General features: G+C 63.6%; 21 protein-coding genes. 9 read left to right on the forward strand and 12 right to left on the reverse strand.

Translation table 11 applies throughout. The features are described from left to right. Positions 1-31 precede the first annotated feature (31 nt). From efp to Q2941_RS12675, 4 genes are all read left to right on the forward strand, one after another. Positions 32-598 carry an elongation factor P gene (efp, locus tag Q2941_RS12660; protein ID WP_027524641.1) on the forward strand — a complete coding sequence of 189 codons (567 nt, stop codon included), beginning with the start codon at positions 32-34 and terminating at the stop codon, positions 596-598. Positions 599-651: 53 nt separating this feature from the next. Next, positions 652-2,259, forward strand: a complete 1,608-nt coding sequence (locus Q2941_RS12665; RefSeq protein WP_027524640.1) for a peptidase M23 — start codon at positions 652-654, stop codon at positions 2,257-2,259. 174 nt (positions 2,260-2,433) lie between these two features. Beyond that, a complete protein-coding gene (locus Q2941_RS12670) occupies positions 2,434-3,342 on the forward strand; it encodes an amino acid ABC transporter substrate-binding protein (protein ID WP_458192692.1) in 909 nt (302 codons plus the stop codon). A 486-nt stretch (positions 3,343-3,828) separates the two neighbouring features. Continuing rightward, a complete protein-coding gene (locus tag Q2941_RS12675; protein WP_458192693.1) occupies positions 3,829-4,041 on the forward strand; it encodes a hypothetical protein in 213 nt (70 codons plus the stop codon). Between the two features lie 2 nt (positions 4,042-4,043). Here the strand turns inward: Q2941_RS12675 and Q2941_RS12680 are convergent, their stop codons facing one another. Then, the gene (locus Q2941_RS12680) at positions 4,044-4,553 is read right to left on the reverse strand and encodes a cupin domain-containing protein (RefSeq protein ID WP_458192694.1); all 510 of its coding nucleotides are present in this window, start codon (positions 4,551-4,553) and stop codon (positions 4,044-4,046) included. 27 nt (positions 4,554-4,580) lie between these two features. Beyond that, positions 4,581-5,060, reverse strand: a complete 480-nt coding sequence (locus Q2941_RS12685; RefSeq protein WP_458192695.1) for a carboxymuconolactone decarboxylase family protein — start codon at positions 5,058-5,060, stop codon at positions 4,581-4,583. Positions 5,061-5,116: 56 nt separating this feature from the next. Here Q2941_RS12685 and Q2941_RS12690 point away from each other — a divergent pair, with 56 nt between their 5' ends. Next, a complete protein-coding gene (locus Q2941_RS12690; protein ID WP_458192696.1) occupies positions 5,117-5,617 on the forward strand; it encodes a MarR family winged helix-turn-helix transcriptional regulator in 501 nt (166 codons plus the stop codon). Between the two features lie 12 nt (positions 5,618-5,629). On the opposite strand, the gene Q2941_RS12695 is transcribed toward Q2941_RS12690, so the two are convergent. Beyond that, a complete protein-coding gene (locus tag Q2941_RS12695; protein WP_458192697.1) occupies positions 5,630-5,797 on the reverse strand; it encodes a hypothetical protein in 168 nt (55 codons plus the stop codon). Between the two features lie 91 nt (positions 5,798-5,888). On the opposite strand from Q2941_RS12695, the gene Q2941_RS12700 reads away from it, so the two are divergent. Beyond that, a complete protein-coding gene (locus tag Q2941_RS12700) occupies positions 5,889-7,115 on the forward strand; it encodes a lytic murein transglycosylase (RefSeq protein WP_458192698.1) in 1,227 nt (408 codons plus the stop codon). Positions 7,116-7,127: 12 nt separating this feature from the next. On the opposite strand, the gene Q2941_RS12705 is transcribed toward Q2941_RS12700, so the two are convergent. The 3 genes from Q2941_RS12705 to recJ all read right to left on the reverse strand — a co-directional run bounded on the left by Q2941_RS12705 (position 7,128) and on the right by recJ (position 10,698). Further along, positions 7,128-7,919, reverse strand: a complete 792-nt coding sequence (locus Q2941_RS12705; RefSeq protein WP_458192699.1) for an aldolase — start codon at positions 7,917-7,919, stop codon at positions 7,128-7,130. Positions 7,920-8,013: 94 nt separating this feature from the next. Then, entirely contained in the window at positions 8,014-8,823 is an 810-nt protein-coding gene (locus Q2941_RS12710) for an SDR family NAD(P)-dependent oxidoreductase (RefSeq protein ID WP_027524634.1), read from the reverse strand. Positions 8,824-8,856: 33 nt separating this feature from the next. Continuing rightward, positions 8,857-10,698, reverse strand: coding sequence for a single-stranded-DNA-specific exonuclease RecJ (gene recJ / locus Q2941_RS12715; RefSeq protein ID WP_254112319.1), 1,842 nt, complete (start codon positions 10,696-10,698; stop codon positions 8,857-8,859). 268 nt (positions 10,699-10,966) lie between these two features. Here recJ and Q2941_RS12720 point away from each other — a divergent pair, with 268 nt between their 5' ends. After that, positions 10,967-12,055, forward strand: a complete 1,089-nt coding sequence (locus Q2941_RS12720) for a methyl-accepting chemotaxis protein (RefSeq protein ID WP_458192700.1) — start codon at positions 10,967-10,969, stop codon at positions 12,053-12,055. A gap of 250 nt (positions 12,056-12,305) precedes the next feature. Beyond that, on the forward strand, positions 12,306-12,665 hold the full coding sequence (locus tag Q2941_RS12725; protein WP_458192701.1) for a hypothetical protein: 360 nt from the start codon (positions 12,306-12,308) through the stop codon (positions 12,663-12,665). Positions 12,666-12,795: 130 nt separating this feature from the next. Here Q2941_RS12725 and Q2941_RS12730 read toward each other — a convergent pair whose 3' ends face one another. From Q2941_RS12730 to Q2941_RS12740, 3 genes are all read right to left on the reverse strand, one after another. After that, the gene (locus tag Q2941_RS12730) at positions 12,796-13,641 is read right to left on the reverse strand and encodes a hypothetical protein (protein ID WP_027524630.1); all 846 of its coding nucleotides are present in this window, start codon (positions 13,639-13,641) and stop codon (positions 12,796-12,798) included. Between the two features lie 197 nt (positions 13,642-13,838). After that, positions 13,839-14,543: a hypothetical protein gene (locus Q2941_RS12735; RefSeq protein ID WP_458192702.1), complete on the reverse strand. Its 705-nt coding sequence runs from the start codon at positions 14,541-14,543 to the stop codon at positions 13,839-13,841. Between the two features lie 301 nt (positions 14,544-14,844). Beyond that, positions 14,845-15,342: a cupin domain-containing protein gene (locus Q2941_RS12740; RefSeq protein ID WP_458192703.1), complete on the reverse strand. Its 498-nt coding sequence runs from the start codon at positions 15,340-15,342 to the stop codon at positions 14,845-14,847. A 247-nt stretch (positions 15,343-15,589) separates the two neighbouring features. Between Q2941_RS12740 and Q2941_RS12745 the strand changes: the two genes are divergently transcribed. Further along, the gene (locus Q2941_RS12745; protein WP_051389856.1) at positions 15,590-16,882 is read left to right on the forward strand and encodes an adenylate/guanylate cyclase domain-containing protein; all 1,293 of its coding nucleotides are present in this window, start codon (positions 15,590-15,592) and stop codon (positions 16,880-16,882) included. A 90-nt stretch (positions 16,883-16,972) separates the two neighbouring features. Here the strand turns inward: Q2941_RS12745 and Q2941_RS12750 are convergent, their stop codons facing one another. The 3 genes from Q2941_RS12750 to Q2941_RS12760 all read right to left on the reverse strand — a co-directional run bounded on the left by Q2941_RS12750 (position 16,973) and on the right by Q2941_RS12760 (position 18,776). Then, the gene (locus Q2941_RS12750; protein WP_198031812.1) at positions 16,973-17,380 is read right to left on the reverse strand and encodes a response regulator; all 408 of its coding nucleotides are present in this window, start codon (positions 17,378-17,380) and stop codon (positions 16,973-16,975) included. Between the two features lie 67 nt (positions 17,381-17,447). Next, complete coding sequence (locus Q2941_RS12755; RefSeq protein ID WP_035663139.1) at positions 17,448-17,798, reverse strand: response regulator; 351 nt, start codon at positions 17,796-17,798, stop codon at positions 17,448-17,450. Positions 17,799-18,359: 561 nt separating this feature from the next. After that, positions 18,360-18,776, reverse strand: coding sequence for an ASCH domain-containing protein (locus tag Q2941_RS12760; protein ID WP_027524629.1), 417 nt, complete (start codon positions 18,774-18,776; stop codon positions 18,360-18,362). Positions 18,777-18,975: the final 199 nt, after the last annotated feature.

Raw genomic sequence — 18,975 nt, forward strand, 5'->3', positions numbered from 1 at the left:
GTGCCGGGCCAAGCAAGCAGGAAATACAGCTTTGAGAGTCATCGCCAGTTCTATTCGCAAGGGCAACGTGATCGAGCAAGACGGCAAGCTTTACGTCGTCGTGACCGCCGAGAACATCCATCCCGGAAAGGGCACCCCGGTCAGCCAGATCGAAATGCGCCGAATCAGCGACGGGGTAAAGATCTCCGAGCGCTACAAGACGACCGACCAGGTCGAGAAGGTCACGATCGAGGAGCGGAACTACACCTTCCTCTATGAGGATGGTGACGGCTACCACTTCATGAATCCCGAGACCTATGACCAGGTCCAGGTTTCCAAGGACATCGTCGGCAACTCGGCCGCCTATCTCCAGGAGAGCATGACCGTCAAGCTGTCCATGCACGACGCCAATCCGGTGTCGATCGCGCTGCCGCAGCGCGTGACGCTGGAAGTGGTCGAGACCGAGCCCGTGACCAAGGGCCAGACCGCTTCCTCCTCCTACAAGCCCGCGGTGCTCTCCAACGGCGTCCGCACCACCGTGCCGCCGCACATCTCGGTTGGCACCCGCGTCGTGGTGATGACGGAAGACGGTTCTTACGCCGAGCGAGCCAAGGACTAGGCAAAGCAACCAAGCGGTCGGAACGGGCAAGGTCGCCGGGGGGCGAGACAACAGTGGGCAGGCACAGGTTCCGCTTCGTCTCGTCTCTTGTGGGGTTGCTTACGCTTTTGGTCGCCGGCTCTGCGCCGCTGTCGGCGGACGAATTCCGCACCCCCTCGCTCACGGCCCTGCGCGTCGACTGGCGCGTAGCGCTCGACCAGCTCCGCAGCGAAATCAACGCGCATCCCGCCATCGCCGGTGACTTCGTGTTCACACAGCGGCGTTCGGTCGGCCGCTTCGATCCCCGCGCGCTGCCGGCGCTGGTGCAACTGAACGGGGTTTCCTCGCAGTTCTTCTCAGGTATCGCGCGCAGCTCGGTTCCGGTGCTGCTGCCCTTCGATGCCGCCGCCTATCTCGACGCGCAGCGCAGCGGCGCGCCGGCGAACCTGTCGCTTGCCCGCTACCAGTCCGACTTCGGCCCGGCCGACGTGTTCGATGCGGGCCCTGCCGGCTACGACGCCGTCTTCTCACTCGAGCCGGGCGCCGGCGAAGGCCTGCCGCAACGCGTGTTCGCAAAGCCGGTGGAGATCCAGATCACCGGTTCCGCGCTGATCTACGATCTTGCCGATCCCGCCGGCGGCAAGGGCGAACCGGTCAAGTCGCTATCCGGCCAATATCCGGATCTGCGCCGTTTCATCCGCGAAGGCTATGTGCGCTACGCCTTCAGCCGCTTCGGCGCCGCCTATGTCGTGTCGATCCAGTGTCTCGACAGCGTCGCCAAACCGCGGCGGCTCGCCTGCAAGGAAGCCTATCCGGTTGCCGAGCGTTTCCTCAAGGCGCTGCATGTGGCGGGCGGGCAGCGCTTGCGTCCGCTGACGGACGTCGCTTCCGAAATGGTCGATCGGCCCTCGGGGCGATCGGCGGATTTCGGCTACCGGCCGAGCGGCGACATCATTCCCAACACCGGCTACCGCAAACAGGCGGGCCATCCCGACGTCATGGCCTACGCGCAGATTCGCTTTCCGCTGGCGAAGGCGCCCGCCTTCGTCCGCTCGCAATCCTACAGCAAGCGCGACAAGACGGACGGGCCGACCGCCTATCCCTGGCGCGATAATTTTTGCGAGTCCCGCAGTTTCGAGGTCTGGCAGTGCCCGGGCGGCTACGGCCACCAGGGCGAGGACATCCGCGCCGCCGATTGCCCGGCAAATGCTGACGCCGGCGAACGCTGCGACCCCAAGCAGCAGAGCGTGGTCGCCGTGCGCGACGCGACCGTGATCCGCGGGCCGAAGGACCAGGCGGCGACGCTCCAGGTCAACAGCCGCACCGAGCACATCCGCTTCCGCTACATGCACATGAACCCGTCCGTGATGAACGCAGACGGTCTCGTCAACGGCCGCATGGTCAGCGAAGGTGAGAAGATCGGCGTGATCTCCAATTATCTCGACCATCCCGGCGGCACCTCGCTTCACCTGCATTTCGACGTCCAGGTGTTCACCCGCGAGGGCTGGATCTGGGTCAACCCCTACGTCACCCTCGTCTCCGCCTACGAACGCCTGATCCGCGGCCGCGGCCGCGAGTTCGGCCCGGAGGTCGCCGGCGCGGCGCAACCCCTCGCGCATGCCCTACCCGAGGACGTCGTCAAGCCAGACCAGCGCGAAGGCTCAGGCAGCGAAGAGAATTGAGGCGAGCGCGGCCGTCGACAGACGGCGTTTGCTCCACCTCAGCAGCGTCGCTGCGAGCGACCCGGACCTGGCGCCCTTCAGGCTCCGCCCTATCTGGCCTCAGAATTGCTTGGGTGCTGGGGGCGCAGCGACCAATGCGCGAGCGCCGTATTGAAAACGGAATAAGGGAAGCACATGCGTTTTTGGACCACGGCGGCCATGCTGGCCGTCGCGTTCGCCGTCCCTGCCGATGCGCAGGAACTGAGCGGCACGTTGAAGAAGATCAAGGACACCGGCGCGATCACGCTCGGGGTGCGCGACGCCGCACCGCCTTTCAGCTACATCGACGACCACCAGAAGACCGTCGGCTACGCGATCGACATCTGCATGAAGATCGTCGACGAGATCAAGGCCGAGCTCAAGCTGGACAAGCTCGATGTCAACGAAACCGTCGTCACCTCGTCGAACCGCATTCCGCTGATGGCCAACGGCACCGTCGATCTCGAATGCGGCTCGACGACCAACAATGCCGAGCGCCAGAAGCAGGTGTCCTTCACCAACACGCATTTCCTCACGGCCAGCCGCTTCGTGTCCAAGAAGGCGCAGAAGCTTGACCAGATCGACGATCTCAAGGGCAAGACCGTCGTCTCGGTCTCTGGCTCGACCAATCTGGTCCAGCTCAACAAGGCCAATGCCGCCCGCTCGCTCGGCATCACCGTGATGAATGCCAAGGACACCCCCGAAGCGTTCCTGATGGTCGAGACCGACCGTGCCCAGGCCTTCGTCATGGACGACATCCAGCTCGCGACCATGATAGCGTCCTCGAAGGACCCCTCGCTCTACGCCATCAGCTCCGGTGCCTTCTCCGATCCGGAGCCCTACGGCATCATGCTGCGCAAGGACGATGTGCCATTCAAGACGGTCGTCGATCGTGCGACTGCCAAGCTCTACAAGAGCACCGAGATCGAGAAGATCTACAACAAATGGTTCATGGAGCCGGTGCCGCCGCGCGGCCTGAACTTCCACGTCCCGATGCCGGCCTCGATGAAGAAGGCCTTCGCGAACCCGTCCGACAATCCCGATCCTGCTTCGTACGGAGGTTGATCGCCACACGGTCGATCGAAACCGGACATGTTCCCCGCTCACGTGTCCCCGGTCGCGTTGCGTCCGGGGGCACCAAGGATCCCGTTGCCGATGCGCGATGCAGAGAACCGCGACAGTCGCATTGCATCAATGGCCCACACGAAGCTGCCCGATCCCAGCCAGCGTTGACGCCGGCATTCAATTTGTGCAACGCGCCGCGCGTTGAGCCTCCTGTCCCGGAGAACGTCGATGGCACGCAAAATGCTTTTCAGTTGAGATGCTCGCAATCTTCATCATCGTCGGCATTTTCAGCGCGGGAATGGCCGCAGGCTACGGCATCCGAGATGCGATATCCCGACGCAGGCGCAGAAGGTCAAGGCACGCTGGTTAGGTCCGGAACCGCCTTGGTTCACGATCTTCTGACCCTGTCCGTGGTTTCGGACCGCGCCACCGGCCCCTATTCTGCGACGCGCCCCGCACGCTCGCGCTGAACGGATAGTTCCGACCATGCACAACAAACCATCCACATTGTCCGTGCTTGCAAGCGCCGTGTTTCTCCTTTGCGCCCACCGCGAGGCCTCCGCCATGCTGAAGGATGCCTCCATCAATCACGACACGAGCAAGGCCAAACGCAATTTCGAGCGCATGATCCATTCCGATCATGCCTCCGCGATCGACTGGAAGTCGATGGTGTCGGGCGCTGGCAAGGCGACACAATAGCGCTAGTTGATGAATGTCGTGAGCTGAGCTCCTTCATCCGCTACGAACACCGCGATCAGCTCCGCCGGCTCCGTGTTGCTCGCATTCGCCGAGACCAGATGCGTGGAGCCCGGTGGTTCGAAGAAGGACTGACCGACCGTGAAGGTCTCGACCGGGCCACCGCCGAGCTGGGAGCGGATCTCGCCCTTGGTGATATAGGCGGTGACGGAGCCGGCGTGCCGGTGCGGCCGCGAGAAGCCGCCCGGGCCGTAAGTGACGCGCACGATGGTGACGCGCTTGCCCGGCACGTTCGGCAGCGCGTAGGAGCCGATCGGCTCGACCTTGTCGAGCGGCGATCCTTCAGCCGCACTCGCGCAAAGCGGCGCCAGCGCGCCGGAGACGGTGTCCATCGTCACCGGCAGCGCCTTTCCAAGGGCTAGCGCACAGGCGAGACCCGCGACGATCGCGCGCGACAGCGGTCGTGATTCAAGCCGCCAGGGTGTGGCGGAGATGGCTGATATCGTTGACGACATCCTATGTCCTCCCGAAAGTGTATGGGATCACGAGGCCTTGGCGTGCGCCATGGCCGGCCGCTGCGGCGGCGTCCACCGATAGGCGACCCCAAAGCGGTTCCAGGCGTTGATCGAGGCGATAGCCGAGGTCAGGTACATGAGCTCTACTGCCGAGAATTCGCGGCTTGCCTCGGCATAGACGTCGTCGCTGACACCTTCGGGCAGGAAGGTCAGCGCCTCGGTCCAGGCAAGCGCGGCCCGCTCGCGCGCCGAGAAGGTCGGCGCCTCGCGCCACACCGCGACCAGATTGAGCTTGTCGACGGGCACGCCGAGCCGTTCGGACAGCAGGATGTGATGCTGCACGCAGAAGGTGCAGCCGTTGATCTGCGAGGCGCGCAGCTTGACCAGCTCGAGCAGCTGCTTGTCCAGACCGGCCTTGGCCGCAAGCTGGCCAAGCGCGAGCGTCAGGTCGTAGGCATCGGGGGCAAGCGCCTTGAAGTCTTCATATTCGCTGCGGGCGTGTGACATGGACCTCACCTCGTGATATTATAAGTGTACTTACAAGTTATCAGGGCTCTTATATTATGCGCAAGCCTCGCCGGATCACAAAGTCGCAAACGGAACGGACGCTGGTTCCGCCCGCCCCCGGCGAAGGCAAACGCGGCGAAGAGGGGTATCTCGGTTATCTCTTGCGCCAGGCCCAGGCCGCCGTGAGGCTCAGCATGGAGCGGAGCCTCGCCGATCTCGGCGTCACGCCGCCGCAATTTGCCGTGCTGACCATGCTGAAGGCCTATCCCGGCCTTTCCGGGGCCGAGGTCGCCCGCCTGACCTTTCTGACGCCGCAGACCGTCGGCGTGATCATCAGCAATCTCGAGCGCGACGGCGCGATCGGCAAGACGCCGCATCCCGTGCACGGCCGTATCCTGCAATGGACACTGACGGCGCGCGGCAAGACGCTCCTGAAGACGTGCCGGGAGCGTGTCGTCGCCCTGGAGCAGCGACTGGCCGCAGGCCTCGACGCGAAGGCGGAAATCACCGTCCGGCGCTGGCTGGCGCGGATCGCAACGGAGTTGCAGCAGGGCTAGGAAGGAACCGGCCTAATCGTCCCAGGACATGTCGGGGAATCCGGTGCCATCGCCACCGCGTCCGTAGTTTTCGGCCAGAATCGCCACGATGACGACGATCAACCCGGCGGCAAAGGGCCAGGGATTGGCGCGGATGAGGGCGAACAACTCCTGCATGGCAGCCATTCTGCGGGATGACATGCCAAAGTTCCGTAAATCGATGGGTCGAAAGTCGTCCCTCCGGCGTCAGGTTTCACCAACGAGAGCGCCTGCTTCCGGCTAAGCTGTCTGCATGAACCAGCCTGATTCCTCACCCCATCCGACCCGCCGCACCGCGCTGCAATCCCTGCTCGGCGCAGCAGCCTTCATCGCCTCGCCTGCCCTGGCGGCCACCCCGCCCGGCTTCGATGAATGGCGCGAGAGTTTTCGTGCACGCGCGATGGCCAAGGGTATTTCGGCCGCTACCTGGCAGCGCGCGATGGCGCGCGTCGAGCCGGACATGAGCGTGTTCAAGGAGATCCGCAATCAGCCGGAGTTCAACGAGCAGGTCTGGCAATACATCAACCGTCGCGTGTCCGACTGGCGCATCATCAACGGCAAAATTGCGCTGAAGAACAACGAGGCGCTGTTCGCACGCATCGAGCGTGATTTCGGCGTCGAGCGCGGCACGTTGCTCGCGCTGTGGGGCGTGGAATCCGCCTATGGCGATCCGCTGGTGCAGCAGAACCACATGAAGCCGGTATTTCCCTCGCTTGCCGCGCTCGCCTGGAACGAACCGCGGCGAAAGGCTTATTGGGAGACCGAGCTGATCAATGCGCTACGCATCGTCGACAAGGGCTGGAGCACGCCAGAACAGATGCAAGGCTCCTGGGCGGGCGCGATGGGGCATTCGCAATGGATGCCGGAAGTCTGGCTCAATGTCGGCATCGACTATGACGGCGATGGCAAGGTCTCGCCATTCGGCAAGCCCGACGATGCGCTGGGCTCGACGGCAAAATATCTCGTCAATCGCGGCAAGTGGCACCGTGGCGAGCATTGGGGCTACGAGGTGCGTGCGCCCGCCAACCTGAGCGGCGGTCGAACGTATGCGGCCTGGCAAGCCGCCGGCGTCACGCGCGCCGACGGCCAGCCGTTTCCGCAACCCACTGCATCGGCGCAGATGTGGACGCCTGTCCCGGGCGGCCCGACACTCCTGCTGGGACCGAACTTCTATTCGGTGAAGAGCTACAATCCATCGATGAACTATGCGCTGGCGATCTGCCATCTCGGCGATCGCTGCCTGGGCGCGCCGCCTTTCATCCAGCCCTTCCCCGGCTCCGAGCGCGCACTGACGCTTGCCGAAGTGCAGGAGATGCAGACGCGGCTCACGAAGGCCGGCTTCGACACCGGCGGCACCGACGGCCGCGTCGGCAACGATACCATGAAAGCGATCAAGGATTTTCAGCAGAGGGCCGGCATAACGCCCGCGGACGGTTATGGCGGGCTGAAGGTGCTGGCGAAGCTGCGGCAGGGCTCCTGAACTGATCCTGCCTCAATGCCGGTATTGCGGCTCCTCGGCATCGAGCTGGCGGCGGATGGCGGCGAGATGCAACCGCGCGGATTCGGAATCGCCCTCGCGCATCTGCCTGTAGGTCGCGGCTGCGATCGCGGGATCGACGGGCAGCACCTTGCGCCCCGTCGACATCGCCAGCACCTGCACCTCGGCGGCGCGCTCGAGATAATAGAGATCGTCCCAGGCCTCCGCGATGGACGGGGCGAGCACCATCACGCCGTGATGCTTCATGAAGACGATGTCGGCATCGCCAACCGCGGAGGCGATGCGGGCGCCCTCGCGATTGTCGAGCGCGAGGCCGTTGTAGTCGCGATCGACCACCGTGCGGCCATAGAATTTGAGCGCGGTCTGGCCGGCCCAGATCAGAGGATCGCCCTCGGTCATCGACAGCGCCGTGGCATAGGGCATGTGGGTGTGGAAGGCGACTTTCGCGCGCGGCAGGCGCTTATGCATCTCGGCATGGATGTAGAAGGCGGTCGCCTCTGGCACGCCGTCGCCGTCGAGCACGTTGCCATGGAAGTCGCAGATCAACAGCTTTGACGCGGTCAGCTCGCGGAAGGCGTAGCCATAGGGATTGACGAGGAAGAGGTCGTCGTGGCCCGGCACCACTGCGGAGAAGTGGTTGCAGATGCCCTCCTCAAAGCCGTTCCGCGCCGCCATCCGGAAGCAGGCGGCGAGGTCCTCGCGCGCGGTGCGGATCGCATCGCTGGCGAGGTCCGGACGGTTCGAGCGAACGGGCGCGGGCGCATCGGAATGCAGACTGTGGGCCATGGCAAAGACATCTCTTGGGGTGAGGTCGTTGCCCGGCTTGTACAGGGGCGAGGCGCAGGCGTCAGCCCCTCGCCCCGCCGCCCTGCCCTGCGCCTCACGCCCGCCGCGGCGCGCTCCCGGCGTTCATGCCACCGTCGATGACAAGCTCGGTGCCGGTGACGTAGCGCGAGGCGTCGGAGGCGAGATAGAGCACGCCGCTGGCGATCTCCGCGGCCTGCCCTGCACGCGCCAACGGGGTTGCGAGCTTGGCGCGCTCCTCGGGATCGATCGGCGCGTTGCCCTGGTTGCCGGCAGCGCCCGTCGGGATCTTGCCCCAGATCGGCGTGTCGATGATGCCGGGATGCACCGAGTTGACGCGGATGCCATCGCCGGCGCCAGCGCACTCCATCGCGACCGATTTTGCGAACAGCCGCACGCCGCCCTTGGTGGCCGAATAGGCCGACAGTCCCGGTGCACCGCGCAGACCCGCGAGCGAGGACATCATGATGATGGAGCCGCCACCAAGCTTGCGCATCAATGGCAGGCAGTGCTTGACCGAGAGAAACACGCCGTCGAGGTTGACCGCATTCTGCTTGCGCCAGTCGGCGAGCGTCATGTCGACGATCGAGGGCACGGCGATGCCGATGCCGGCATTGGCGACCAGTACGTCAAGCCGGCCATAGCGTTTTGCGATCTCGGCTGCGATCTCCACCCAGCGCTCCTCGCTGGTGACGTCTTGCTCCAGGAAGATCGCCTTGCCGCCGGCCTTGATGATCCGCGCCACGACCTCGGGGCCACGGAGATCATCGACGTCGGTTGCGATGACGGTTGCGCCCTCCTTCGCCAGCAATTCGACGACGGCTTCGCCGATGCCCGAAGCGCCGCCGGTCACCAGCGCGACCTTTCCCTCTACCTGTCCTGTCATTTGCACTCCCCTTTTTTTGTTGTTGGGTTACGCTTATCGGATGGTTTGGGGCCCCTGGTCAGGCAAGGCGATATCGATGACGCGGAGTTGCACACGCTCGGCGCCCTGGTAGCGGTCGAGCGACAGCGCGCCCGCGACGTGCAGCTGCTGGCCGCGATTGGCGAGAAGCGCATTGCCGAGCTTCTGGCCGATGGAGCGGAACGCGATGCCGTTGACGATCGCGCCATCGCCCGACTTGAAGCGCAGTCGCAAATGCGCTTGCCCGACCTCGTCGGCATAGACGAGCTGATGCGCCGGCAGCGCCAGCACCGGCTCCGGATTGCCGCTGCCGAAGGGGCCGGCACGATTGAGCGTGTTGGCGAGCTCTGGCGTCACCGCGCGCGCGGACACTGCACCGTCGATAAAGAGCTCGTTGACGTGGCGCGCTTCCGCAACCTCGCGCGCGAGCGCGCTTTCGAGGTAGGCGCGGAATTCGGCGAGCTTCTCCTTGCGAAGCGTGACGCCGGCAGCCATGGCATGCCCGCCGCCTTTCAGCAAAATACCGTCGGCAACGGCCTGCCGTACCGCCTTGCCGAGATCGACGCCGGCGATCGAGCGGCCCGAGCCGGTGCCGATGCCGCCGGGCTCGAGTGCGATGGCAAACGCGGGCCGCGAAAACTTCTCCTTCAGCCGGGAGGCGACGAGGCCGACCACGCCGGGATGCCAGCCTTCGGACGCCGTGACGATCACGCCGAGCTTGTCCTCGAGCCCGATCGAGGCGAGCGCCTCGGCTTCGGCCTGGGCTTCCGCCGCCTGCTCGATGATGCGGCGCTCGCTGTTCAGGCGGTCGAGCTCAGCCGCGATCCGTGCGGCCTCGACGCTGTCGCCTTCCAGCAGCAGCCGCACGCCGAGATCGGCGCGGCCGATGCGCCCGCCCGCATTGATGCGCGGCCCCAGCATGAAGCCGAGATGCCAGGCCTCCGGCGGGCCGTTGAGCCGCGCGATGTCCATCAGCGCGGTGTGGCCGACATGGTCGCGCCGCCGCATCGCGATCAGCCCTTTTGCGACGAAGGCGCGGTTGAGGCCGATGAGCGGCGCCACGTCGGCGACCGTGCCGAGCGCGACGTGATGCAGCATGCCCAGGAGATCGGGCTCGGGCATCTCGGACGTCCAGAAGCCGCGCTGGCGCAGCTCGCGATTGACCGCAACCAGCGTGACCAGCACCAGCCCCACGGCGGCAAGATGGCCGAGGCCGGAGAGATCGTCGAGCCGGTTCGGATTGACCAGCGCGTCGACCGCCGGCAGCTCGGCGCCGGCCTGATGGTGATCGATCACCACCACGGACATGCCGAGCCGTTTTGCTTCGGCGAGCGGCTCGATGCTGGTGGTGCCGCAATCGACGGTCACGAGCAGCGTCGCGCCCTTCGCAGCAAGCGCCCGCACCGCTTCCGTGTTCGGGCCGTAGCCTTCGAAAATGCGGTCAGGAATGTGGATCAGGGGATCGAGCCCGCAATGGCGCAGATGCCAGGCGAGCAGCGCGGCCGAGGTCGCGCCGTCGACGTCGTAGTCGCCGAAGATCGCGACCTTCTCGCCCTTCGCAGCGGCCTCCGCGATGCGTTTGGCGGCGGCCTCCATCTCCGTCACCGTGAACGGGTCCGGCAGCAATTTGCGGATGGTCGGATCGAGGAAGTCATTGACCGCGTCGATGTCGACACCGCGCCCGGCCAGCACCCGCGCCAGAAGCTCCGGAAGCTGATGGCGCTGGACGATGGCGAGCGCCCTTGCCGCCCCGCGCGCGTCCAGCCGGTCACGCCAGAGCTTGTCGGTGAGCGAGCGCGCGACGCCGAGGAACGCCTGGGGCAACTCGACGGGCAAGGCGGTGGCGGGCAGCGTCATGATTCGAGGGCTTCGATGGGTTCAGATCAGGCCGGCGGCCTCGGGCAGTCAGGATTCCGCCGGGAAACTCGAGCCATTTGCAATGTCCGGGCCGAACAAAGCAGTGGATTGCCGAAACCGTAAGCGATCTGACTATCATTTGAGCAGTCGCGCCGGCAGCAAATTAAGTGGGCGTTAGGCGGAATCCTCGAAAAAGATCCGTATTCGATCTGTAATTTTTAGTTCCGGGTCATTGCAGGTCAGACTTCATTGCAAGGGAATTCCCTCGATGTCTGCTGCGCTGGCCGTGAAGACCAAGCCGCTTCCCACCGGAACCAATCCTGAACCCGCCGACGACAATTCCGACATCTCCGCGCTGATCAACCGGCTGACGGCTGAGGTCAACCAGATCGCGGTCGACAAGACCAAGGCGATCCAGCAGATCACCAACCAGATGAAGATGCTGGCGCTGAACGCGCTGATCGAGAGCTCGCGCGCCGGCGCGCAGGGCGCGGGCTTCGCCGTGGTGGCGCAGGAGGTGCGCGGCGTCGGCCAGCAGGTCGAGACCATCGCGCGCGAGCTCGAGACACAACTGACGAAGCGCACCGGCGACCTCGTCTCCTCGATCGAGCGCATGAGCCAACGCTCGCGCGGCGAGCGCATGATGGATCTGTCGCTCAATGCCATCGAGCTGATCGATCGCAACCTCTATGAGCGCACCTGCGACGTGCGCTGGTGGGCGACCGACTCGGCCGTTGTCGACTGCGCGGCATCCCCGAGCGCAGCGGCAGTTTCGCACGTCTCGCGCCGTCTCGCCGTCATCCTCGGCGCCTACACCGTCTATCTCGACCTCTGGCTCTGCGACCTCGACGGCAACGTGATCGCCAACGGCCGCGCCGACCGCTTTCGCGTGGTCGGCCAGAACGTCGCCGATACAAGATGGTTTCGCGAGGCGCGCACCTTGCGTTCCGGCGACGATTATGTCGCCGGCGATGTCGAGAACCAGCCGCTGCTCGGCAATGCGCAGGTCGCGACCTATTGCGCGAGCGTGCGCACGGGCGGCGAGGTCAACGGCGCGCCGATCGGCATGCTCGCCATCCATTTCGACTGGGAGTCGCAGGCCCGCGCCATCGTGCAGGGCGTGCGCGTCGGCGACAGCGACAAGGCGCGCGTGCTGCTGGTCGACTCGAACTTTCGTGTCATCGCCGCCTCCGACGGCCAGGGCATTTTGTCAGAGCGCGTCTCGCTCTCGATGAATGGCCAGCGCTCTGGTTTCTATCACGACCGCACCGGTGCCCTCGTCGCCTTCCACGCCACGCCAGGCTACGAGACCTACCGGGGCTTGGGCTGGTACGGCGTGATCATCTGCGGGGCTTGAGGCTCAAGTCCGCGGGTCCAAAACAGCGCGAGGACGGGCCGGTTCGTAGCCTGAGCAGAAACCGCGAAAACAACCCCATGCAAAGTAGCCGGGAGTAGCGGCCGGAGGCCCACGCATTTCGGCCCCCCTTTGACACGTCGGGCAAATCAGGGGCAATAGTCGATCATCGCGCAGATCACGGCAAGCGGCGGACAGCTTTGCACCCGGGATTTGAATCGCCTCCCCGCAACCGACTGTCTATGGTCTGCTGATGTCGCGTCTCGTGTGTCTGTCGATTGCCATCGTTCTGTCGCTGCTGCCGGCCGTCGCGCCGGCTGCGCCAAGTCACAAGCGGCCGGCACCTGTCTGGCATGGCTACGGCTTCCTGCCGGGCTATCATCAGCCGCCGAGCAACAGCCTTCCACTTTATGCCCAGAAAGCCGCGGCGCGGCGCATGGCGCGCAGCAACCGGCGCCCTTGGTATATCGACCCCGTCCCGAGCTATTACGGGTTTGACGGCAACTGGCACTATTTCGGCCGGCCCGGTTTTTATGGTGGCCGCTACAACAGCGGCAGCTTTGGCCCGTGCTGGACGCGAACCCCGATCGGACCGATCTGGAATTGCGGCTGACTGCGCATTGCGCTCCGGGAAGTCGGCTGACACGTGGAAGGTGCCCATCGAGATTATCTCCGGGCTCGTCTCAGCGGCGTAGAATCGATTGATCAACCCCCGCGTTCGCTAAATTTGGACACCAGCACAATCATAGCTGCGGTCCGGATAAGCCCGGTTCGCGTTCAGCTCGGAAAACATTGCTATAAAGGTTTGCTATCCATTGCCGACCGCTCGAGGTGATATTGAGATAGCGTATGGCGCTCTGAATTTGCGGGGCGACATTGTTCCAATAGAACTGCGGGTACTTATAAACGACGTCGGCAGGCGTTTCGTAACCGAGCTTCTTGTTCAGCCCGATTTCCTCAAACTCATGGAACAGTGCATTTGCCTTTCTGAGATAGTTGGGATCGCCAAGTTGACCGATAAGATCCGCAGCGCGCAGCAACATTCCTTCCTCTTCGATCAGTTCGTCGTTTGAGGAATCCGTATAGGGAAAGCGCGTAAATTCTATCGCTCGGGCAATTCGGCTCGCATCGACGTCTTCGACACCGTCGAGACGCTCAACAACGAACAACTTCGAGCGGTCCACATGATAGGGTGCGAGGGAGGCGTCCGACGCCCCTCGTGGGAGGCGAATTGTACGGCCGGTCACATCGGCGACGTAGGAGTCTTCGTTGTCTCCTTGAACGATCCCGCGCACGAACCCAATATCGTGCATGAGACAAGCCAGGATGAAATTCGCGTAGTCTACGGCTGTCGTCGGCCGCAACAACATCCGTCCCATCAGGATGTCGTGCCCCGCAAGAGTGACAAGCATAGTGTGTTCTATGTCGTGATACAGAGCGTCGCTGTTGCCAACGCATTCCAATGTAAGTCTCGCAGCAAACGGAAGGACTTCGGTCAGGCCTGCATGCGAAGAACCAAACCGATCTCGAGTATCGGACGTAAGAAATGACGATAACGTATGCGCTAACAGTTCTGGAATCGTGATCACCTGAACACCCGTTCAGAGGGTGAGCTCAACAGAATGGTTGACCTCGTCGACCCAAGATCGTGCCGAGACTTTTGCTCGGAAAGTTGACCTAGATCAAAGGTCAGCCCAGCTATCAAGCTCGCCGTTTGAGCTCGTGCGGGAAGTGCGGTTCGGCGGATGGCCGCCTTGCCAGCGCGTTGACCACTCCGCTCGATGGTTCACGATGCTTGCAGATCGTCATTGGCGACCGCCGCCCAGCCGCCCTCCGATATGAATTGCCGGACCTGCCGGACGGTCAGCACACCGCGCCGAAGGGCTCGGCTCGAACTTAGGAGGACAACCAAGCCCATCGCCATCAACAGCACGCCCAGCAAGGTCGCCGTCCACCCCAACCCGTCCTCGCCCCCCTCGGCGGCAGGAACTGCAACGGCCGGAGCCGTCGGGGGGACAACCGCGTCGCCGTCGGCCGGCATGGCGGCCAAGAGCATCTCCACGTCGACCTGGCCCCCCTTGGGATCGAGCGGCGTCAGTCGATCGGCCGGGAGCCTGGCTATACCGGGTTCGGACGGCGCGAGCGCCGGGGCCTCCGTAGCACCAACGGGACTGGCATCGGCCACCTTGAGCTCGGGCGCGGACGGGGCATGGCGGTTGGCGTCCGTCGGCGCCGAGGGGAGCAGCTCCGCACGCGCATCCACAGCCACCTTTCCGCTGCGCGGGGCGGCCTCGCTTTTCTTCGAAGCGGCGGCATGTTTCGCGGCCTGATGGCGAACCGACTTCTTCCCGATCAGGGTGCCCTCCGCGGCCTGAAACCAGCATTTGCGGTGGCCGTCGAAGCGATAGACCCAATGCTGGCCCTCAGCGGGCGACTTGCCGGGCTGCGACGCGCAATCCGTTTTGGATGGAGCTGGCGGCGAGGCTTCCACCGGATCGGCTTGGCCCAATAAGCCAGAGAAGGGATTCGAAAATGCAGGTGACGCCGATAGGCCTGCGAGAAGGAGAAAAGCAGCCGAGCAAAAAAATCGCAAATGACCGGACATGAAAACCCCCGGTGTTGCGCCCCGCCCAGCACGACCTTTGGCTCCAACCTAGGTCGCAATGCGACTCAAATCGGGCAACGCGGAGGCTTCATTCCGCCCGTGCTGGACGTGGACACTGATCGGACCGATCCGGAATTGCGGCTGACACGCCCGGCAAGTCAGGAGCAACAGTCGATCTTCGCGCCGTTCACCCCACCGATGAATGGATGACGACACCGTGCTGTTGGGCAATCGTCGCAATGGTCTGGATAGCCGGCGACTGTCCGCCCCGCTTTCCCAACTCGTCGAAGGCACTGAACATGCGATCGAGGCCGGCGCCCGGCATCGCGAACACCAGGAGGCGCGCGGTATCGGTACCAATGTTGCGATAGCCGTGGCGCCGATGGCGCGGCGCAAAAAGAAATGCCCCGGTGCCGAGACGCAGAGGATCGGTTGCACCTTCGATATCAACGAGCACTTCGCCGCTAAGCACGTAAAAGGCTTCGTCCTCGCGGGTGTGCGTGTGCGGCGGTGCGCCGCGGCCCGGCGGCACGATGGACTCCCAGATGGAGAACTGCTGGCCGGTATCGCTCGCCATCGCCTTGTAGCTGTGGGTCACAGCGAGCACGTCGAGCGTGGGTCCGGTCCCCGGCGCCCGGAAGAGCGGGCTCAATTGCGAAACATCGCGGCTTGCATCGCGGGTCATGACGGTTCCCTCCATATGTCGGGTTGCGATGCGTTGTCGTTTAGCGTGAGTGAACCCCATTGACGCAGTAACGTTCCGCACCCGAGTGATGCCTGCCGTGGCCGCGCGATGTCGGAACCGGCCTCGTCGCCCGGTCGAACGCCACTTGTCGCACCTTCCGCACTTCCCAAATGAGTGGGGTAGCCGCACCGCTTGTTTTCGCGGAAAGCGCGAGGCTCGTCCCAGGTTCTCCGGCGCGGAGACCAGCATGCCCTCACCGGCACCCGCAAACGAAACCCAGAGGCTGGCTGCCCTGCACGCGCTCGACATTGTCGATAGCGCGCCGGAAACCGCTTACGACGAAATCACCGAGCTTGCGGCGCAACTCTGCGGCTGCCCGGTCTCCTATATCAGTTTCATCGACGACGACCGGCGCTGGCTCAAGGCAAGATATGGCTTGCCGGCCGAAGTGACCGACGCACCACGTTCGACCGCCGTGTGCACGACGACGATTTGCGGTACCGAGCTGCTCGTCATTCCAGACCTGAAACAGGATCCACGCTTCGAGAACAGCCCGATGGTCGCGCTGACGCCGTCCTGCCGCTTCTATTGCGGCATGCCGCTCATTACCGATGAAGGCTATGCGCTCGGGACGCTTTGCGTGATGGATTTCGAGCCGCGGCAGCTTTCCTTCGACCAGACCGAGGCCCTGCGAATGCTGTCGCATCAGGTGCTCGCGCAACTGGAGCTCCGCCGCAAGCTGATCGCGTACGGCCAGACGATCAGGGAGCTCGAGCAGGCGCGAGGCGAGACCGCTGTCGAGAGAGCGCGCGCCGAAGAGCTGCTGCGCAACGTCTTGCCGGCGCCGATCGCCGACGAGTTGAAGCGCAGCGGCAGGGTTGCGCCCAAATATACGCGGTCGGCGACCATCCTGTTTGCAGACATCCAGGGCTTTACGCTGCTGGCCGAACGGACCGAGCCGGCCAGGCTCATCAACCTCCTCGACGAGTATTTCTCGGCACTCGACGAAATCGGCGCTCGGTACGGTCTGGAGAAGGTCAAGACCATGGGCGACGCCTACATGGCAGTGGCTGGCGTGCTTTCGCCCGACCGACGGCACTCGATAGACGTTTGTCTGGCGGCCCTGGAGATGCGAGCCCGGCTCGATCACCTGAAGACGCAATGCGAAGCGATTGGCGAACATGCGCTGCAATTACGCATCGGCATCCATACCGGGCCAGTTATTTCCGGCGTTGTCGGTCACCGCAGGATGACCTTCGATATCTGGGGCGATGCGGTCAACACCGCATGGTTCATGGAGGCGTTCGGGCTCGCAGGACGTATCAACGTCTCGGAAACTGTGGCCGGACATGTCCGTGAATTCTTCGAACTGGAGACGCGCGGCCCGATCGAAGCCAAGCACGAACGCACGCACGAAATGTTCTTTCTCAATGGCCTGAAGAAGGAGTACTGCCGCGGCGGGGACCGCCATTTTCCGAATGACCGGTTTCTTGCCGTGTATCACCGTATCGGCGGTTCACGGCTGGCCGCGGAGCGCTGAGAGCGCGCGCGTAGGCTTCACGTTCGGGGAAGCTGTTCGACTTCGGCCTGCTCAGCGAAAGCCGGCGATCATCGTCGCTGGCGCAGAGGTTCATCCTCGTGCCTTCAGCCCCGCTTGAAGCGCGTTGCGCTTTCCTTGCCCTCGGGGAGACTTCCGGCTCGCAATCAAGCGCAACAGTCGGCGATGCAATATCTGCGGATCATAGGGCGGAGGCAGCGGTCCATTCTCGCAAAGCGACGTTGCCACATCGGCTGCGCGTTTGGGCGTACCGGTCAGGATCAGCGTAAGGTCGGGCCTGTTGTTTCGGATCCAATTGGCGATACCGAAGCCATCACCGGCCAGCTCGACATTGCTCACAACGATTTCAGGAGTGAACGTATCATCCTCGATGAACAAAATCGCTTCATCCGCCGATTTGGCTTCCAGCACGCGATAGCCACATCCGCGCAGGAACTCGGCGAGCGGCATCCGCATCAGCACGTCACCTTCGGCGAGCAAGATGGTCCGCGTCTTCGTGTCCGGTCGTACGTCCATGCCGGCTAACCGGTGCAGCGCTGGAGCGTTCCTAGCCGTTCAGCAGCGATTTGACCCCTCTGATCACGCGGCCGAAATCCCATGGCTTGGCGAAGAATTCATCGCAGAGAGCATCTTCCGGAGGTCGTTCCGAAGACGTAAGGGCGATCTTGAGATGGGGATGCGTGGTTCTGACAGCTTTCGCCAAACCGACACCGTCCATCGAACCCGGCATCCGAACATCGCTCAGCAACAGCGCCACGGTTATCCCTGACCGCAGGATTTCCAGGGCCTCGTCCGCATCGCTGCATTCGATGACGACCAGCTCCGCGCCCCGCAGTACATCCGCGATCATTGCGCGAACCAGGACGTCGTCGTCCACCACAAGCACCGGGCGCTTCATGAAGCTGTCTGCGACCGGTTCCAGCCTCCCGCCTGTGTTCACTTTCTCACCTGCCTCAATGGGTTCGCATGAGCTAAATCGATCCCGACGACGAAGGTTCCGAGGCGCATCGGTAACTCCCTCGTGCAATAGCCATAGAATGGTCGAGTCGCCTTTAACTGGGTTAAGCGCAGCGTCTGCGACTCCTGGGTCAACCGCAGGGCGGCCTCTGTCGGATCGATGTCATGGCTTATGGTGATCTCTGCTTTTGGCTAACCACTCCAGCAACTCCAGCGCTGTATCGATTTGCTCAAGCTGACGCTCGGTTTCCTGGCGTGAAACGTCCGACGAGCCACTCTCGAGCTGCTTGAGCAGCTGTCGCCTTCGAGCAAGCAGATTTGTCACGGCAGACATGATCGGCAACCAGAGCCGACCTCCGACGTTCCTACGCGCGCCTGACAGCACTCCAGCCTGTTGGTGATGCCGCCCAAACCGGTGGCGACGAACTCCAAGTTGCCGGCGGCTCCGAAGTCAGCCTCTTGAGCGGACACGCTCGGCCGGCCGCACGCAAGCAAAGTTCAGCTACTGTTCGGAATGTGGGAGATCGTCGAAGACCTCGACCAGGCGGAAGCGCTCGCACATCAGCATCATGTCCTCGCTGAATCGTCCGAGCCGTCCGAAATAAGCGCGATGGGCACTCCCCCAATAGGCCAGGCTCCGATCGCCCTCGCCTTCATCGTAGGCAAAGGCGGCGTCGACTTCGTTGAAGCGCCGATACGTGACCTCGGTGGTTTCGATGGCACAGCGCGGTTCTCCGCGTCCGTCGAGGACGACCCAGCGCTCGCCAGGCGTCGAGGTGTTCGGCTCGTCTTCCGTGCTGCACGTTGCGGTCTTGATGCCTTTGATGACCAGTTCGAGCAATTCATCGGCGAGCGCGGGACTGTCGCCGAAGGCGAACGTCCGCAGATGCTGATAGCATTCGGGAACCGTTTTGCTCATGGTTTTCCGACTTCTTCAGGGAGTGCCGATGCTACACGAACCTGCTCCAACGGTAAGGAATGACACTTGCCTGGTACGATCGCACCTGATTTAAGCGCAATCCGACCACAACCTGATAGAGAATGCGGGATTTGGCAAATGCCGTATGGTCAGTGATCTGGACACCGCGCGCAGGCTTCGTTTCGGGCTAGTTGCGCCC

This window comes from Bradyrhizobium sp. UFLA05-153 (genome assembly GCF_054185185.1).